This window comes from Klebsiella sp. D5A (assembly GCF_001620885.1).
In the GTDB taxonomy this organism is placed as follows: domain Bacteria; phylum Pseudomonadota; class Gammaproteobacteria; order Enterobacterales; family Enterobacteriaceae; genus Klebsiella; species Klebsiella variicola.
The window spans coordinates 179,359-195,054 of the sequence record NZ_LOAR01000009.1; the positions used below are offsets into that span (position 1 = coordinate 179,359).

The window sequence follows — 15,696 nt, forward strand, 5'->3', positions numbered from 1 at the left end:
CCTCTTGCGGATAGAGAGGGCGAGTCGTTAATTCAGGAGACTATCTCCTGCGGAGTGCTGACCGCTTTGCGGCTGACGGGCTGGCGAAACCACGGCAGGCACAGCTGGATCAGCGGCCCAATCGACAGCGCGTAAATCACGGTGCCGACGCCAAACTTACCGCCCAGCAGCCAGCCAATCACCAGCACGGTAAGCTCAATAGCCGTACGGATGCCACGCAAAGACCAGCCGGTACGAGCGTGCAGGCCAGTCATCAGGCCATCGCGCGGCCCGGGGCCAAAGCCCGCGCCGATGTACATCCCGGTGGCGATAGCATTCAGCACAATCGCCCCCACCAGCAGCACACTGCGAGCCACCAGCGACTCCAGCGGCGGCAGGACGGCCAGCGTGGCATCCGCCGCCAGCCCCAGCACGATGACGTTGCTCACCGTGCCGAGTCCCGGCATTTGCCGGATCGGGATCCACAGCAGCAGCACCGCCGCGCCGGTCAGGATAATCACCGTACCGAAACTGATACCCAGTTGTTTAGCCACCCCGAGATGGAAAACATCCCACGGATCGGCGCCAAGATTGGCATGCACGAAGAGCGCCGTGGACACGCCATAAAGTACCAGGCCGATATATAACTGCAGCAGGCGACGAAGCATATTTTTTCCTCTACATCATTGCGAATGCCCTTATCATCAGCAAAAATGGACTGATAATTAATGGCCAGTTTTGGAAAAGTGGATCGCTATGTCAACCCGACGCTTTGGAACACAATCGCTGGTACGCCTGCTCGGCAACTGGCAGGAGTCCACTTCACGCACGCCGCTATGGCGTCAGCTAGCGGAAGCGCTCCGCCTGCTGATCCTCGACGGTCGCCTGACGCTGCAAACGCGCCTGCCCGGCGAGCGTGAGCTGGCGGCGGCGCTGAACGTCAGCCGGACGACCATCGCCAGCGCGCTCGGCCAGTTGCGGGAGGAGGGCTTTCTCTACAGCCGCCAGGGAAGCGGTTCGCGCATTGTTTTACCAGAACGCCCCGCCGACCTGCCGCCCCCCTCAGACATCCCCTCCACGCTGAATCTCTCTACCGCCGCCCTCAGCGCCGGGCCGGAAGTCCATCAGGCCTTCCAGCATGCCATGACGCTGCTGCCGCCCTACCTGGGCCAGACCGGCTACGATCAACAAGGGCTGCCAGTACTGCGGGAGGCGATTGCCCGTCGCTACAGCGAACGCGGTCTGCCGACGCGGCCCGATGAAGTGATGGTGGTCAACGGCGCCCTCAGCGCCTTCGCATTGATCCTCCGCCTGTTTACCGGCCCGGGTGACCGGGTGGTCATCGACGCCCCCACCTATCCGATGGCGATTAGCGCCATTCAGGGCGCCTCCTGCCGCCCGGTCGGCGTCGCGCTTCCACAGCAGGGATGGGACTGTGATGGACTCGCGGCGACTATTGCGCAGACCGCGCCGCGTCTGGCGTGGCTGATGCCGGATTTTCACAATCCCACCGGGCGCTGTATGGATGCTCCCACCCGCCAGCGGGTCGCGGATATCGCCGCCAGGACGCGGACGACGCTGGTGATCGACGAGACCATGGTTGATCTCTGGTATAACGCGCCACCGCCTCCGCCGCTGGCCTGCTTTAATCCCGATGCCGCGGTGATCACTATTGGTTCGGCCGGGAAAAGTTTCTGGGGGGGACTGCGTATCGGCTGGATCCGCGCCAGTACGCGAACCATCGCCTCCCTTATTCAGGCTCGCGATTCCCTGGATTTGGGTACGCCGCTGCTGGAGCAACTGGCCTGCAGCTGGCTGCTGGCCAATGCCGCCACGCTGCTACCGCCGCGGCGGGAAATGCTGAAGGCGCGCCGGGACATGTGCGAAACGTTAATGGCGGAATATTTTCCCCGCTGGCGCTTTACGCCGCCGGAAGGTGGGCTCTCTTTTTGGGTGGAACTCCCTGACATGCTGGCCACGCTGTTCTCTGCGCGTGCGGAAAGTCAGGGGATCCATATCGGCACCGGCACGCGCTTTGGTCTTGAGGGAGCATTTGATCGCTATTTGCGTCTGCCATTTACACTGCCAGACGAAGCATTGCGCCAGGCCTTCTCCACGCTACAACCGCTGTGGCAAAGCCTTGCAGAACAGAAGGAAAATACGCGTTTGCGGAAAATAATATAAGAAAATATCGACGGGCTGGCATCAGCCCGTCAAATGACCATCATCCATGAGGTATATGAGATGTTTTTATAAAATTGCCTGAGTATCCTGCCCTCTGGTTATGGCATCCCGGTGACAGAAATAAGGCAATTTCATTAATGCTGACGCGGAATAGGAAACCCTTTCAGGGAAATAATAAAGCCATCTTCATCTTTTTTAATTTTAGCGCCGGTGTCACACCAGTCGGAGGCAATGCGAAAGAACTCATCACTACCGATATTCCAGTTCAGGCGCACGTGTTTTACGTATCCTGAGCGCAACATATCGCAGGCTTCGCTATAGTTGCTGGCTGTAGAGAATTGTTGTTTCATTTTTTCTTCTTCAGAAGTTTTCTTAATGCTTTGATTTCTTTAGGGGTTAATGGGGTCGCTTCCTCTTCGGTATGCTGGCTGTCAATGTCCTCTTCCGTCACCCCCGCCTCACCTGCTGACTCCTCCAGCTGAAAAGCCAGCTGCAGCAGCTTTTCCGTTGCCGTTCCCAGGTTCTCGTTATTCACTTCCGCATAATGACGCAGCTTCTCTTTTAACTCGGCGTCAATTTTTACATTCAAAACCACTGTGGTCATAGCTACGCTTCCCGTGCAATAAAATCATCATAATTAATACACGAAGTTAACATGCTGATCCAGAGATATATTTTATAGCATGGCTCTGGCAACAAATTCCCATCAATAAGATGCCTTTTATTTATGACATGCAAATGACATTAATATTTCAGTAGCATTTCAGATTTATGACAAGTAAATATTATGGAATAAAAACGGGTTGTTTTAGCAACAAAAAATAATATGTGATCCGTATCAGATATTAATTATAGCAGGGATAAAGACCGGACAAATACAAGGGAGATATCAGGAGGGCGAAATGGGTGGGGGCCCTGCCAGCTACATCCCGGCACACACGTCGTCTGCTCTGGCTGCTTCCTTCCGGACCTGACCTGGTAAACAGAGTAGCGTTGCGGGAGAACCAACAGAGCCCCCATTGAGAGCGTTAGTTACCCAACGCGCTGGCGCATTATCCCTGCTGACCTGGTGAATTGCAAGCTCACCCCGATCGCCTGCTGGTTTATTGCACAATACGCCAATAAAACCAACAACTCACGGCCAGGCTGTGAGATTGGGAGCACGCGCTCAGCACATTGCCGGGTTATCCACCATACTTAGCCCTCTTGCGTCACCTTTAATCATCAGCACCTTGTCTCGACGGTAATCGAATGACTGACTCATCACCACAGACCATCACTCTGCCTTTACCCGCTATTGAAGGGATGACCATCGCCTTTCATGGCGTGAACTATCTGCGCCCGGAAAAAATGCTCGACTTCGCGACCATCAGCCAGACCCCCGTGCGGGCGGTCACGCCGCTGGCGCTGCTCTATTCCACCGTCGGCGTGCTGCGCCAGGTGGAACTGCGCAAACTGCCCGTCTACATCAGCGGCCGGGTGGTGTACCCCATTTCGTCGCTGACCATGCCAGGCCTGCGCGCGAAACTGATCATTAACGCCACTTCGCAGCGGTTGAAATTTCTCGAGAGCCTCATCGCCAGTTCACCGTCTGACAATGTCCATGGCATGCAGATCCTCGGCCTGGCCCTAACCTTCACTGTCGAACAACCCGCCTGAACCGAGGCAGGCTGTACAGCCTGCGCCTCAGCGCTTATGCTGGCGTTTTCCGGTTAACAGGGCTGAACATGGATCCGCACGACACATTCCCCCAACGCGTCTGGCATATCGTGGCGTCGATACCGGAAGGCTATGTCGCCACCTACGGCGATGTCGCCCGCCTGGCCGGTTCACCGCGCGCCGCGCGCCAGGTAGGTGGCGTACTGAAGCGCCTGCCGGAAGGGTCAACCCTGCCCTGGCATCGGGTGGTCAATCGCCATGGCGATATCTCCCTCACCGGGCCCGATCTTCAGCGACAGCGCCAGGCGTTGCTGGCCGAAGGGGTTCAGGTCTCCGGCAGCGGCCATATCGATCTCCAGCATTATCGCTGGGTTTACTGAAGACAAAAAAAAGCCCCCGTCAGGGGGCTCGGCGAGCTTATTGCGCAACGGGGACGGCGGTCTGCGTGACCGGAACCAGCGTCAGGTCGGCATGCGTCCCACCCTGGTTTATCACCGTCTGCACGGTATCGGTAATGAACATTAGCTGGCCGTTCACCGCGATCGCGGCACTCAGCAGAATACGGGCGTTCGGCTGAATGTCTGCCGGACTGTAAGGCAGGGCAAAGTTAAATGGCGCCTGTTTGCCTTCGGTACGCACCGCTTTTTGCGACAACACGCGGGCTGGCGCATCTGCCAGAGAAGCATCCGACAGGGTCACCGTCAGTACCGCATCCGGCGGTAAAGCGATTCTCTGGCGGATATTAATCGTCCCCGTAACGCTCGGCTGCTGCTGTGCCACGCTCAGCGTCGCGATGCCATAAGGGTCGGGCGCGGCTGCCTGAGTCGAAGAACTGGTAGAGTGGTGATTAGCACAGGCGGTTAGCGTCGCGGCGACGGCTAAGGCACTAAACATATAGGCAAATTTCATGATGTTCTCCTTATCATCCCTTAATACCCAGGAGGATGTTCCGCCGCTTCGCCGGCAGGAACTTTCGTGTCGTCAATAAGTGTGGCACAGATCTCAGATTTGTTCCTGTTGCCCCCTCGTTATTCAGATTATTACACCCATCGGACCACTTGCGATTCCAGGTTATACTTTGCCACATCACGCGCACCGCGCTGCGCCGCTATCATTAATTGAGGATAAGTATGAGTCAGGCACTCTCTAACCTGCTGGCATTATTAGATCTGGAAAAAATTGAGGAAGGGTTATTCCGCGGACAGAGCGAAGACCTGGGATTGCGCCAGGTTTTTGGCGGCCAGGTGGTGGGCCAGGCGCTGTATGCGGCAAAAGAGACCGTGCCCGTTGAACGTCTGGTACATTCGTTTCACAGCTACTTTCTGCGCCCCGGCGACAGCCAGAAACCGATCGTCTACGATGTGGAAGTACTGCGCGACGGCAACAGCTTTAGCGCCCGGCGAGTGGCCGCCATTCAGAACGGGAAGCCGATCTTCTATATGACCGCCTCCTTCCAGGCGCCAGAGCACGGCTATGAGCATCAGAAAGCGATGCCGCCGGCCCCCTCTCCTGACGGCCTGCACTCGGAAACCGATATCGCCCGCAAGCTGGCACACCTTCTGCCGCCGCAGGTAAAAGACAAATTCCTCTGTGATAAACCGCTGGAGATTCGCCCGGTCGAATTTCATAACCCGATGAAAGGCCATATTGCTGAACCGGTGCGCCAGGTGTGGCTGCGTGCCAATGGCGCCGTTCCCGACGATCTGCGCATTCATCAATATCTGCTGGGCTATGCCTCGGACTTTAATTTCCTGCCGGTGGCGCTGCAGCCGCACGGCGTCGGCTTCCTTGAGCCTGGCATGCAGGTCGCCACTATCGACCACTCAATGTGGTTCCACCGGCCGTTTAATATCAATGAATGGCTGTTATACAGCGTTGAAAGCACCTCGGCCTCCAGCGCCCGTGGCTTCGTCCGCGGCGAGTTCTACACTCAGGATGGAACGCTGGTGGCTTCAACGGTCCAGGAAGGGGTGATGCGTAACCGCAACGCATAAAAAAAGCCTCCCTGACGGGAGGCTTTTTGCTACAGGGAGAAGGGTTTTCTATCAGGCGTTGTAGGCGTTTTCGCCATGGCTGTTGACGTCCAGTCCTTCGCGCTCCTGCTCTTCTGGTACGCGCAGCCCCACGGTCATGTCCGCCACTTTGTAGCCAATGAAAGCGACAACGCCCGACCAGACGATGGTAATCGCGATACTCTCGAGTTGCACCAGCAGCTGATGGCCCATGGTGACGCCTTCTGCATAACCCACGCCGCCCAGAGAGGTGGCCGCGAAGATACCGGTCAGGATACAGCCGACGATGCCGCAGACGCCGTGGACGCCGAAGACGTCGCAAGGGTCATCAACCCGCAGCCAGCGTTTCAGCGCCGTTACGCCCCAGATGCCCGCCAGACCAGATGCGATACCCACAATCAACGCCCCACCGACACCGATATACCCACAGGCTGGTGTGACGCCAACCAGACCGGCAATCGCCCCGGAGCAGGCGCCCAGCAGTGAAGGTTTGCCGCGCAGAGCCCATTCACCAAAGGTCCACGCCAGGATGGCAGCCGCTGTGGCGACGACGGTGTTGACGAAAGCCAGTGCGGCAATTTCGTTCGCTGCGCTGGCGGAGCCAGCGTTGAAGCCGAACCAGCCCACGTAGAGGATGGCGGTTCCGGTGAACACCATCGGCAGATTGTGCGGTTTGAACGCTTCTTTGCCGAAGCCCACACGTTTGCCCATCATGTACGCCCCCACCAGCCCGGCAACCGCAGCGTTGATGTGTACAACGGTGCCGCCCGCGAAGTCCAGCGCGCCGTGGGTCGCCAGCAGACCGCCGCCCCAGACCATGTGCGCAATCGGAACATAAGAGAGCGTCATCCACACCACCACAAAAATCAGCACGGCGGAGAAACGAATACGCTCAGCCAGCGCCCCCACGATCAGCCCGACGGTGATACAGGCGAACGAGCCCTGGAAGGCCACGTGGATGTACTGATAGAAGGTGCCCATCAGCGCTTTCAGTTCAATATTTTTCAGCATCACCCAGTCAAAGCTACCGAAGAAGCTGCCGCCGGTGCCGAAGGCCAGGGTATAGCCATAAATCACCCACAGTACGCAGACCAGGCCAAAGGTCACAATCACCTGAGTCAGCATGGAAAGGACGTTTTTGCCGCGGATCAGGCCGCCGTAAAACAGCGCGATCCCCGGGATGGTCATAAACAGAACCAGCGCGGTGCAAATCATCATAAACGCGTTATCGGCTTTGTCCGCCACTGCGGGCGCGGCCATTGCCAGTCCCGGAAGAAGGGCTAATGCCCCCAGACCCGATTTCATTGTTGCCATTTTCATTGTTTCGTTCCCCATCACTGTGTGGTCTGGAAATTACAGTGCCGCTTCGTCAGCTTCGCCGGTACGGATGCGAATGACGCGCTGCAATTCAGCGACAAAAATTTTGCCGTCGCCAATTTTTCCGGTGTAAGCCGCTTTGCTGATCACATCGATGACTTCATCCAGCTGATCGTCGGCAATCGCCACATCAATCTTCACTTTTGGCAGAAAGTTGACGCTATACTCGGCGCCGCGGTAGAGCTCCGCATGACCTTTCTGACGGCCAAAGCCCTTGACTTCAGTGACCGTCAGGCCCTGAATGCCGATGGAAGACAAGGCTTCACGCACGTCTTCCAGTTTGAATGGTTTGATTACCACGGTAACCAGCTTCATAAGTCCCCTCCAGGCAGTATTCGGTAATGGCCGCAGCTAACACGATGGATATAAAGCAAGGGCTATGCCAGAAATGAAAAAAGGCCGCAGAGCGGCCCTTTGATGGTAAAAAACAGGGGACAGGTCAGACAATTGCCTGCTGAAACGCGTTTGCAGCGCAAAAATGCACCACAACAGTGCATTTAATGTAACGTTTTTGCACCACGGCAGGCCACGCTTTCTTCGCTGCCTGCTGGTGGTGCATCAGGCGCTGAGCGACTCTTCCCGGGCGCTGGCCGCCAGCTCTTCGCCAGCCAGCTGCAGCTGATACATCTGCCAGTAACGACCCTTCGCCGCCAGCAGCTGCTGATGGGTGCCCCGCTCGACAGCCTGACCGCGATGCAGCACCAGGATGGTATCGGCCTCAACGATGGTTGACAGTCGATGGGCGATAACCACGAGGGTGGTATGCTGGCGGACTTTCGCCAGCGCCTGCTGGATCGCCTGCTCGGTGCCGGAGTCGATGTTTGCCGTCGCCTCATCCAGAATCAATACCTGCGGGGTCTCCACCAGCACGCGCGCCAGCGCCAACAGCTGTTTCTGCCCAACGGAGAGGTTATTGCCCTGCTCGCCCAGCTGAGTGTACAGGCCATCGCTCATGCTGCGCGCCACCTCCGCCAGTTGCACCGCCTCCAGCGCTTCCCAGACCTGCGTCTCACTGATATCCCGACCCAGCGCGACGTTGGCGTAGAAGGTATCCGCCAGCACCACCGGATCCTGTTGCACCATCGCGATGCCCCGACGCAACGCGCTGTGGCTGAGGGAAGCAAGCGGCCGGCCATCGATGCGGATCTCCCCGTGGGTTAACGGGTAATAGCCCATCATCAGACTCGCGAGAGTACTCTTCCCGCTGCCGGTATGCCCGACCAGCGCCACGAAGCTGCGGGAGGGAATATCCAGACTGATATCCTGCAGGACCAGTCGATCCCCCCGGTAGGCAAAGGAGAGATGGTCAATTTCCACCCGGCCGCTGCTCAGCGGCGCGTCATCCGAGCCCCACGCCTGGCGCGGGCGATCCATCAGCTCAAAAACGCGTTCGCCGGCGACCACCGCCTGCTGCAGCATCGACTGCTGGGTGGTCAGCTCAATAAGCGGCTCGTTAAGGCGTCCGAGATAGCTGATAAACGCGTACAGGACCCCGACCTCGATCGTGCCCACCGCGCTAAAGCCAAACAGCATCAGCAGCCCGCACAGCACCAGCGAGGAAAAAAGGCTCAGCAGCGGGCGCAGCAGAAAACCGTCGAGGCGCAACGTCTGCATCCGCGCCAGATAGTGGGCATAGCTGGCCTCGCGCATCCGTTCGCCAAAGCGCGCCTGCTGGCGGAACTGCTGGATCACCCCCATGCCGTTGATCACTTCGTTGAAACCATCGTTGATATCAGCAAGCCAGGCGCGCACCCGGCGCACGATCGGCGTGCTATAGCGCTGATAGATGATCATCACGATCAGCACCGCCGGGAAGATCGCGATCGCCACCAGCGCCATCCGCCAGTCGAGGCTAAACATCGCCACCAGCATCGCGCCGATCAGCGCCGCGCTGCGCAGCACCGTCGCCACCACCGTCACGTACAGATCGCGAATGACTTCCGTATCGTTGGTCACCCGCGAGATAAGCTGCCCAACCGGCTGGGTATCAAACTCGCTGAGCGGCTGATGCAGGGCGGCATCCATTACATCGCTACGCAACTGCTGGACGACGCCGACCGCGGCGCGGTTAAACAGCAGCGACTGGTTATAGTGCAGTAATGCCGCCAGCAGCTGCAGGCCGATATAGGCTACCGCCAGGCCTGCCACCAGCTTCAGCGGGAGCGTATGCTTCGCCACCATATTATCGATGAAATAGCTGATGAGCAGCGGGCCGCTCACTTCCGCCGCCGCCGCGATCCACATCATCCCCACCGCAATGGCCAGCGGCTTACGCCAGGGAGAACCATAGGCCAGCAGGCGTTTAAGCGTCGGCCAGAGTTCGGTAAAGCTACGCATCCAGGGCCTCCTCTTGCGCCTGCGGAACCTCGTCAAGCGCGGCTTCCAGCTGCTGGTAACGATACATGTCGCGGTACCAGCCTGGCTGCACGGCCAGCGCCTCATGGCGGCCACGCTGGGCAATATGCCCATGCTGTAACACCAGAATTTCACTGGCCTCGGTCAGCGCCGACAGCCGGTGGGCGCTGATAATCACCGTCCGCCCCTCCCCCCACTGGCGCAGGTTGTGCAGGATCTGGTGCTCCGTACGGCCATCTACCGCCGACAAAGCATCATCAAGGATCAAAATTTCAGCCTCCAGCAGCAGAGCGCGGGCAATCGAGATGCGTTGTTTCTGGCCGCCGGAGAGCATCACGCCGCGCTCGCCCACCTCGGTATCGTACCCCTGGGGCAGGCGCAGAATGTCGTCATGCACGCTGGCCAGCCGTGCCACGCGTTCAATCTGCGCCGGTGTCGCATCCGGTTTGCCCAGCGCGATATTATTGGCGACGGTGTCAGAGAATAAAAATGGCGTCTGATTGACCACCGCCAGCCGGGCGCGCCAGCTGTCGAGCTGCAGACGCGGCAGCGGCAGATCGTGAAAGCGGATCTCGCCGCTGGTGACGTCAAAATGACGTTGCAGCAGCGCCAGAATGGTACTTTTACCGGCGCCCGTCGGCCCGCAGATACCCAGCATTTGCCCCGGCTGGAGGGTAAAATTAACCTGCTCCAGCGAAGGTTTACTCGCCTGCGGATAGATGAAGTTGCGGATGGCAACCTGCAGGACACCGCGGCCTGCCGGCACTGCTTCAGTACCGTCGTCTACCGCTGGCGCCTCTTCGAGCATCGTGCGGATACGGCCATAGGCCGCGCTACCGCGCTCAACAATGTTAAACATCCACGCCAGCGCCAGCATCGGCCAGATCATCAGGCCAAGATACATCACAAAGCTGGTCAGCTGGCCCAGCGTCAGGCTGCCGTGGATCACCATCCAGCTGCCGCCGCCGATAGCCAGCAGGTTAGCGGCCCCAATGGCGATATAGATGGTGGGGTCGAAACGCGCGTCAATGCGTGCCACGCGCATATTTTTCGCGCCGGTATCGGCGGCATCGGCGGCAAACTGCGCCGACTGGCGATCCTCCAGCCCAAAAGCCTTAATCATGCGGATGCTGGTCAGGCTCTCCTGTGTGCGATCGTTAAGGCTGGAAAAGGCCGCCTGGGCCACGCGAAAACGTTCGTGAAGCGCATCGCCGTTGCGTTTAATCGCCAGCGCCATCAGCGGCATCGGCAACAGCGCCAGCAGGGTGAGCTGCCAGCTAATCTGCGTCGACATCACAATCAATACCGCACAGCCCATCACCATCGAATCCACCAGGGTTAACACCCCTTCACCGGCGGCAAATACCACCCGGTCAACATCGTTGGTGGCGCGGGCGATCAGATCGCCAGTGCGATGGCGCAAATAGAATGCCGGATGCTGGCGGCTCAGTTGCCGGTAAAAATCTTCCCGCAGTTCGACCGCCAGCTGGTAAGAGGCGCCGAACAGCAGCACGCGCCAGACATAGCGCAGCAGGTAGACCATTACCGCGACCAGCACCAGCGCGCCGATCCACATCCACACCTTCTCTGCGGTGTAATGTTGTTGCGTCACGCCGTCCACCACAATGCCCACCACCTTCGGCGGAATAAGCTGCAGGACGGCAATAATGGCCAGCAGGGCAATCGCGCCAAGATAGCGGCGCCACTCCCGGCGGAAGTACCAGCTGAGTTGAGCAAATAATCGCAAGCAGTAAAATCCTGATTTGTAATGGGTTACGGCGCAATACCGTTATTCGACAGGCAAGGCGGTGGTATATTTTATCTGTTCCATGGCAAAACTCGAAGTGACATCCGACAGCCCCGGCACGCTGTTCACTAAACGTTTATAAAAATCGTCATAGCGTTTCATATCGGCCACCTGCACCCGCAGCAGGTAATCATACTCTCCTGCCATCCGCCAGAAGCCGAGCACCTCCGCCATCTGCGTCACTTCGCTCACAAAATGGCCATACCAGTCGCTGCTGTGATGCTGAGTCTTGATCAGGACAAACGCCGTCAGGCCCAGCCCCACCTTTTCGGCATCCAGTAAGGCGACGCGCCCGCGCAAAATACCTTCATCTTCGAGCCTTTTCAGGCGCTTCCAGCAGGGCGTGGTGGTCAGATTAACGGCATCGGCCAGCGCCTGCAAAGAGAGGGTGCAATCTTCCTGCAGCAGCGCCAGCAGCTTACGGTCAATTTTATCTAGCATAGGGCATCCGAAGAGAAAATTTTGCTCTCATAATGGTAATCCAAAGGCTAAATGGCAACAATTTTTCCTGCGCTTTCCGCTAAGCTAGGCACAAAATGACAAACAGGAAATCACGATGAATAGCGCCTGGGTTAAACATGCCATTAGCGAAATCAACGCCGACTATCAGCGCTCCGCCGACACGCACCTGATCCGTCTGGCGCTGCCCGCGTTTCCGGGCATCCACCTGTATCTGAAAGATGAAAGCACCCACCCTACCGGCAGCCTTAAACATCGCCTGGCGCGGTCGCTGTTTCTCTATGGCCTGTGCAACGGCTGGATCAAAGAAGGTACGCCGATTATTGAATCCTCCTCGGGTTCAACCGCCGTTTCGGAGGCCTACTTCGCCCGCCTGCTGGGGCTGCCGTTTATCGCCGTGATGCCTTCCTGCACCGCCAAACGTAAGATCGAACAGATCGAGTTTTACGGCGGACGCTGCCATTTTGTGCAGAGCGCCTGCGAAATCTACGATGCTTCCGAAACGCTGGCCCGCGAGCTGAACGGCCATTATATGGATCAATTCACCTTTGCCGAGCGGGCCACCGACTGGCGCGGCAATAACAATATCGCCGACAGTATTTTCCGTCAGATGAGCCATGAACCGCACCCGCAGCCGTCATGGATCGTCATGAGCGCCGGCACCGGCGGCACCTCGGCAACCATTGGCCGCTATATTCGCAGCCAGGGCCATGAGACGCAGCTGATGGTCGTTGATCCGCAGAATTCGGTCTTCCTCGAATACTGGCAGACCCGCGACGCCACCCTGCGCAGCCCGGTCGGCAGCAAAATTGAAGGCATCGGCCGCCCACGCGTCGAACCGTCATTTATTCCCGACGTCGTCGACGAGATGCTGCGCGTACCGGATGCGGCGAGCGTGGCCACCGCCCTGTGGCTGGAAACACAGCTTGGGCGCAAGGTCGGCGCTTCTACCGGCACCAATATGTGGGGCGTATTGCAGCTGGCCGCGCGGATGCGCGAGGAAGGGCGAACGGGTTCCATCGTCACGCTGTTGTGCGACAGCGGTGAGCGCTACCTGGAAACCTATTACAACCCGCAGTGGGTGGCCGCCAATATCGGCGATATCGCACCCTGGCAGGCGGAGATCGCCGCGCTGGTCGGCAGGCGATAAAAAAAGCCAGATAGAAAACTATCTGGCTTGCCGGAAGGGTCTCTCTATTCGGGGGAATAAGGAAGATCAGGATTATCCAGCCAATGCGTTAAAAAGTGGGAGACCGCCTGATGTCGGCAGTCACCGATAACCGGAAGATGCGGCAGCTCGGCTTTCAGCTGCGGCATCGCGTTGCCCATGATAAATCCCCGCCCAACGCTGCCCAGCATCTCGCGGTCGTTCATCGCATCGCCAAACGCCATGCACTCCTGCAGGGTGAAGCCTAAGTGCTGGCTGAGCACCGCCAGCGCCGCACCTTTATTACACCCGACCGGCAGCACTTCCAGACAGTCCATCGCCGAGAAACAGAGAAAGGCGCGATCGCCCAGCGTCTCAATCAGCTGGATCCGCAGGCGGCGGAGATCGTCATGATCGCCGCAGAAACAGATCTTGGTGACATGCTGCGCCGACATGCGTTTCGGATCGCACAGTTGATAGTGAAAGCCGCTGAAGACATGCGCTTGCAACAATTCAGGCCTTGCCTGACCGGTGAACCAGCCGCCATCGTTAAACACATGCATGCTGGCCTGAGTATCCCATTTGCTGTGCAGCACCGTTTCCGCCGCCTCGGGAGCGAGATCCTGGCGATAAAGCTCCTCCCCTTCCAGCGAATGGATGCGCGTCCCGTTGCCGGTGATCAGAAATGCGTCCAGGGAAAATTCGCCAATCACATGGTGCATCTCCAGCACATGGCGACCGGTAGCGAACGTCAGGGTGATATTACGTTCCCGCAGCCGTTTCAGCGCGGTGAGCGTTTGCTCGCCGAGACGATGGTCCGGCATCAGCAGGGTGCCGTCCATATCAAATGCGGCCAGTTTTGCCATGGTGTATTCCCCGATATGTGATGGGCTTCGCTTGTGTTGCAGTATCACCTGGGATATACGGAAGTAATAGTGAATAGATATTATTAATTGTTCCGGGTTTACAGCGGCCCGGTGGATGACGGCCCCCATGCGACTCTTACACCGTTTAAATCAATACCAGCGATTGTGGCAACCCTCAGCCGGGGCGCCGCAGCAGGTGACCGTCGGCGAACTGGCGGAGCGCTGTTTTTGTAGCGAACGCCACGTCCGCACTCTGCTGCGTCAGGCGCAGGAGGCGGGGTGGCTAAGCTGGCAGGCCAGCTCCGGGCGCGGCAAACGCGGACAGCTCTCATTTCACAAAACCCCGGAAAGTCTGCGCAACGAGATGATGGAGCAGGCGCTGAACAACGGTCAGCAGCAAAACGCGCTGGAGCTGGCGCAGCTGGCCCCGGTGGAGCTGAAAGCCCTGCTCCATCCCTTCCTCGGCGGTCAGTGGCAAAACAATACTCCGACGCTGCGTATTCCTTACTATCGCCCACTGGAGCCGCTGCGTCCTGGCTTTCTCCCCGGACGCGCCGAGCAGCATCTGGCCGGGCAGATCTATGCCGGGCTGACGCGCTTCGATGAAGGCGACAATATGCCGATCGGCGATCTGGCGCATCACTGGCAGGTCTCGCCGGACGGCCTGCGCTGGCATTTTTACATTCGCTCCACGCTGTACTGGCACAATGGCGATGCGGTGCAAACCGCACAGCTACGGCAGCGGTTACGGTTGCTGCTTGAGCTGCCCGCCTTACGGACCCTCTTCGCCAGCATCAGCCATATCGATGTCACTCACGCCCAGTGTCTCACCATCACGCTGCATCGTCCTGACTACTGGCTACCGTTCCGTCTCGCCAGCTACTGCAGCGTGCTGGCGCATCCCGACGATCCGGTCATCGGCTGCGGGCCATTCCGCCTGAAGCGGTTTAGTCCGGAACTCGTCCGCCTGGAGAACCATCCCCGGTACCACCTGCAGCATCCGCTGATCCAGGCGGTGGAATACTGGATCACTCCTCAGCTCTTTGACCGCGATCTCGGCACCAGCTGCCGCCACCCGGTGCAGATCACCATCGGCGATCGCGAAGAGCTCCACAATCTGCGCCAGGTCAGCAACCGTATCAGCCTTGGCTTCTGCTATCTGACCCTGCGCCACAGCCCGCGTCTTAGTAAAACGCAGGCCCAGCGGCTGGTGTCGATAATCCATCACTCGTCGCTGCTGGAAACGCTGCCGCTGGAGGAGGATCTGATTACGCCAAGCCATGAGGTGCTGCCGGGATGGTCCATCCCGCAGGGACCGGAAAACAACGCGGTGCCGCTGCCGGCCAGGCTCACTCTGCTCTATCATCTGCCGGTCGAGCTTCATGCGATGGCCGAGCAACTGAGGCAACGGCTGGCTCTGCTGGGCTGCGAACTGACGATCATTTTTCATGACGCCAAAAACTGGGAAGGCTGTCAGCATCTGGGGCAGGCCGACCTGATGATGGGAGACCGACTGATCGGCGAAGCGCCGGAGTACGCCCTGGAGCAGTGGCTGCGCTGCGATATGCTGTGGCCTAATTTGCTGACCGGGGCGCAATATGCCCATCTGCAGGCGACATTAGACGCCGTGCAGTCTCAGCCCGACGCCCGCAGCCGCAACGATGCGCTGCGCAACGTCTTCAACAGTCTGATGGAAGACGCCATCATGACGCCGCTGTTCAAGTATAACTATCGGATCAGCGCGCCACCGGGGGTTAATGGCCTGCGCCTCAACGCCCGGGGCTGGTTTGACTTCGCCAGCGCCTGGCTGCCGGCCTCGTTGACGTGAGAGAGCTGGTCGCCGCGCGCGTC

Annotated in this window: 16 protein-coding genes and 1 other RNA gene; 6 read left to right on the forward strand and 11 right to left on the reverse strand. The window is 58.7% G+C overall.

The window, feature by feature from the left end:
* Positions 1 to 32 precede the first annotated feature (32 nt).
* Entirely contained in the window at positions 33 to 647 is a 615-nt protein-coding gene (gene yczE / locus AS136_RS15100; RefSeq protein WP_008805419.1) for a membrane protein YczE, read from the reverse strand.
* Positions 648 to 735: 88 nt separating this feature from the next.
* Between yczE and yczR the strand changes: the two genes are divergently transcribed.
* Positions 736 to 2,163 carry a MocR-like transcription factor YczR gene (gene yczR, locus AS136_RS15105; RefSeq protein ID WP_023322149.1) on the forward strand — a complete coding sequence of 476 codons (1,428 nt, stop codon included), beginning with the start codon at positions 736 to 738 and terminating at the stop codon, positions 2,161 to 2,163.
* Positions 2,164 to 2,297: 134 nt separating this feature from the next.
* On the opposite strand, the gene AS136_RS15110 is transcribed toward yczR, so the two are convergent.
* The 3 genes from AS136_RS15110 to ffs form a co-directional block, all read right to left on the reverse strand.
* Positions 2,298 to 2,513 (reverse strand): hypothetical protein, encoded by a 216-nt coding sequence (locus tag AS136_RS15110; RefSeq protein WP_004142688.1) that lies wholly within the window; start codon positions 2,511 to 2,513, stop codon positions 2,298 to 2,300.
* Positions 2,510 to 2,767, reverse strand: coding sequence for a hypothetical protein (locus AS136_RS15115; RefSeq protein WP_002891977.1), 258 nt, complete (start codon positions 2,765 to 2,767; stop codon positions 2,510 to 2,512). The genes AS136_RS15110 and AS136_RS15115 overlap by 4 nt, the downstream gene beginning before the upstream one ends.
* Before the next feature lie 309 nt (positions 2,768 to 3,076).
* Positions 3,077 to 3,173, reverse strand: an RNA gene (gene ffs / locus AS136_RS15120) — signal recognition particle sRNA small type.
* 241 nt (positions 3,174 to 3,414) lie between these two features.
* Between ffs and AS136_RS15125 the strand changes: the two genes are divergently transcribed.
* Complete coding sequence (locus AS136_RS15125) at positions 3,415 to 3,822, forward strand: hypothetical protein (RefSeq protein WP_008805417.1); 408 nt, start codon at positions 3,415 to 3,417, stop codon at positions 3,820 to 3,822.
* Positions 3,823 to 3,890: 68 nt separating this feature from the next.
* The gene (locus AS136_RS15130; protein WP_008805416.1) at positions 3,891 to 4,202 is read left to right on the forward strand and encodes an MGMT family protein; all 312 of its coding nucleotides are present in this window, start codon (positions 3,891 to 3,893) and stop codon (positions 4,200 to 4,202) included.
* A gap of 37 nt (positions 4,203 to 4,239) precedes the next feature.
* On the opposite strand, the gene AS136_RS15135 is transcribed toward AS136_RS15130, so the two are convergent.
* A complete protein-coding gene (locus tag AS136_RS15135) occupies positions 4,240 to 4,731 on the reverse strand; it encodes a YbaY family lipoprotein (RefSeq protein ID WP_023322148.1) in 492 nt (163 codons plus the stop codon).
* Between the two features lie 221 nt (positions 4,732 to 4,952).
* On the opposite strand from AS136_RS15135, the gene tesB reads away from it, so the two are divergent.
* Positions 4,953 to 5,816: an acyl-CoA thioesterase II gene (gene tesB, locus AS136_RS15140; protein ID WP_008805414.1), complete on the forward strand. Its 864-nt coding sequence runs from the start codon at positions 4,953 to 4,955 to the stop codon at positions 5,814 to 5,816.
* 51 nt (positions 5,817 to 5,867) lie between these two features.
* On the opposite strand, the gene amtB is transcribed toward tesB, so the two are convergent.
* The 5 genes from amtB to AS136_RS15165 all read right to left on the reverse strand — a co-directional run bounded on the left by amtB (position 5,868) and on the right by AS136_RS15165 (position 11,814).
* Positions 5,868 to 7,154 (reverse strand): ammonium transporter AmtB, encoded by a 1,287-nt coding sequence (amtB, locus tag AS136_RS15145; RefSeq protein WP_012542680.1) that lies wholly within the window; start codon positions 7,152 to 7,154, stop codon positions 5,868 to 5,870.
* 33 nt (positions 7,155 to 7,187) lie between these two features.
* Positions 7,188 to 7,526 carry a P-II family nitrogen regulator gene (glnK, locus tag AS136_RS15150; protein WP_002891893.1) on the reverse strand — a complete coding sequence of 113 codons (339 nt, stop codon included), beginning with the start codon at positions 7,524 to 7,526 and terminating at the stop codon, positions 7,188 to 7,190.
* Between the two features lie 243 nt (positions 7,527 to 7,769).
* Entirely contained in the window at positions 7,770 to 9,548 is a 1,779-nt protein-coding gene (locus AS136_RS15155) for a SmdB family multidrug efflux ABC transporter permease/ATP-binding protein (RefSeq protein WP_008805412.1), read from the reverse strand.
* Entirely contained in the window at positions 9,541 to 11,313 is a 1,773-nt protein-coding gene (locus AS136_RS15160; protein ID WP_008805411.1) for a SmdA family multidrug ABC transporter permease/ATP-binding protein, read from the reverse strand. Before AS136_RS15160 ends, AS136_RS15155 begins: the two co-directional genes overlap by 8 nt.
* Positions 11,314 to 11,355: 42 nt before the next feature.
* Positions 11,356 to 11,814: an Lrp/AsnC family transcriptional regulator gene (locus tag AS136_RS15165; protein WP_008805409.1), complete on the reverse strand. Its 459-nt coding sequence runs from the start codon at positions 11,812 to 11,814 to the stop codon at positions 11,356 to 11,358.
* 115 nt (positions 11,815 to 11,929) lie between these two features.
* Between AS136_RS15165 and AS136_RS15170 the strand changes: the two genes are divergently transcribed.
* Positions 11,930 to 12,982 carry a PLP-dependent cysteine synthase family protein gene (locus tag AS136_RS15170; protein ID WP_008805410.1) on the forward strand — a complete coding sequence of 351 codons (1,053 nt, stop codon included), beginning with the start codon at positions 11,930 to 11,932 and terminating at the stop codon, positions 12,980 to 12,982.
* A 44-nt stretch (positions 12,983 to 13,026) separates the two neighbouring features.
* Here the strand turns inward: AS136_RS15170 and cof are convergent, their stop codons facing one another.
* Entirely contained in the window at positions 13,027 to 13,845 is an 819-nt protein-coding gene (gene cof, locus AS136_RS15175) for an HMP-PP phosphatase (protein WP_023322147.1), read from the reverse strand.
* A gap of 127 nt (positions 13,846 to 13,972) precedes the next feature.
* Here cof and AS136_RS15180 point away from each other — a divergent pair, with 127 nt between their 5' ends.
* A complete protein-coding gene (locus tag AS136_RS15180) occupies positions 13,973 to 15,673 on the forward strand; it encodes an SgrR family transcriptional regulator (protein WP_023322146.1) in 1,701 nt (566 codons plus the stop codon).
* Positions 15,674 to 15,696 lie beyond the last annotated feature (23 nt).

Bases quoted from the DNA above. Each gene is read 5' to 3' on its own strand.
- yczE (WP_008805419.1), bottom strand. From the start codon at position 647: ATGCTTCGTCGCCTGCTGCAGTTATATATCGGCCTGGTACTTTATGGC.
- amtB (WP_012542680.1), bottom strand. From the start codon at position 7,154: ATGAAAATGGCAACAATGAAATCGGGTCTGGGGGCATTAGCCCTTCTT.
- yczR (WP_023322149.1), top strand. From the start codon at position 736: ATGTCAACCCGACGCTTTGGAACACAATCGCTGGTACGCCTGCTCGGC.
- cof (WP_023322147.1), bottom strand. From the start codon at position 13,845: ATGGCAAAACTGGCCGCATTTGATATGGACGGCACCCTGCTGATGCCG.
- AS136_RS15130 (WP_008805416.1), top strand. From the start codon at position 3,891: ATGGATCCGCACGACACATTCCCCCAACGCGTCTGGCATATCGTGGCG.
- AS136_RS15115 (WP_002891977.1), bottom strand. From the start codon at position 2,767: ATGACCACAGTGGTTTTGAATGTAAAAATTGACGCCGAGTTAAAAGAG.
- AS136_RS15165 (WP_008805409.1), bottom strand. From the start codon at position 11,814: ATGCTAGATAAAATTGACCGTAAGCTGCTGGCGCTGCTGCAGGAAGAT.
- AS136_RS15155 (WP_008805412.1), bottom strand. From the start codon at position 9,548: ATGCGTAGCTTTACCGAACTCTGGCCGACGCTTAAACGCCTGCTGGCC.
- AS136_RS15180 (WP_023322146.1), top strand. From the start codon at position 13,973: ATGCGACTCTTACACCGTTTAAATCAATACCAGCGATTGTGGCAACCC.
- AS136_RS15110 (WP_004142688.1), bottom strand. From the start codon at position 2,513: ATGAAACAACAATTCTCTACAGCCAGCAACTATAGCGAAGCCTGCGAT.
- AS136_RS15125 (WP_008805417.1), top strand. From the start codon at position 3,415: ATGACTGACTCATCACCACAGACCATCACTCTGCCTTTACCCGCTATT.
- tesB (WP_008805414.1), top strand. From the start codon at position 4,953: ATGAGTCAGGCACTCTCTAACCTGCTGGCATTATTAGATCTGGAAAAA.
- glnK (WP_002891893.1), bottom strand. From the start codon at position 7,526: ATGAAGCTGGTTACCGTGGTAATCAAACCATTCAAACTGGAAGACGTG.
- AS136_RS15135 (WP_023322148.1), bottom strand. From the start codon at position 4,731: ATGAAATTTGCCTATATGTTTAGTGCCTTAGCCGTCGCCGCGACGCTA.
- AS136_RS15170 (WP_008805410.1), top strand. From the start codon at position 11,930: ATGAATAGCGCCTGGGTTAAACATGCCATTAGCGAAATCAACGCCGAC.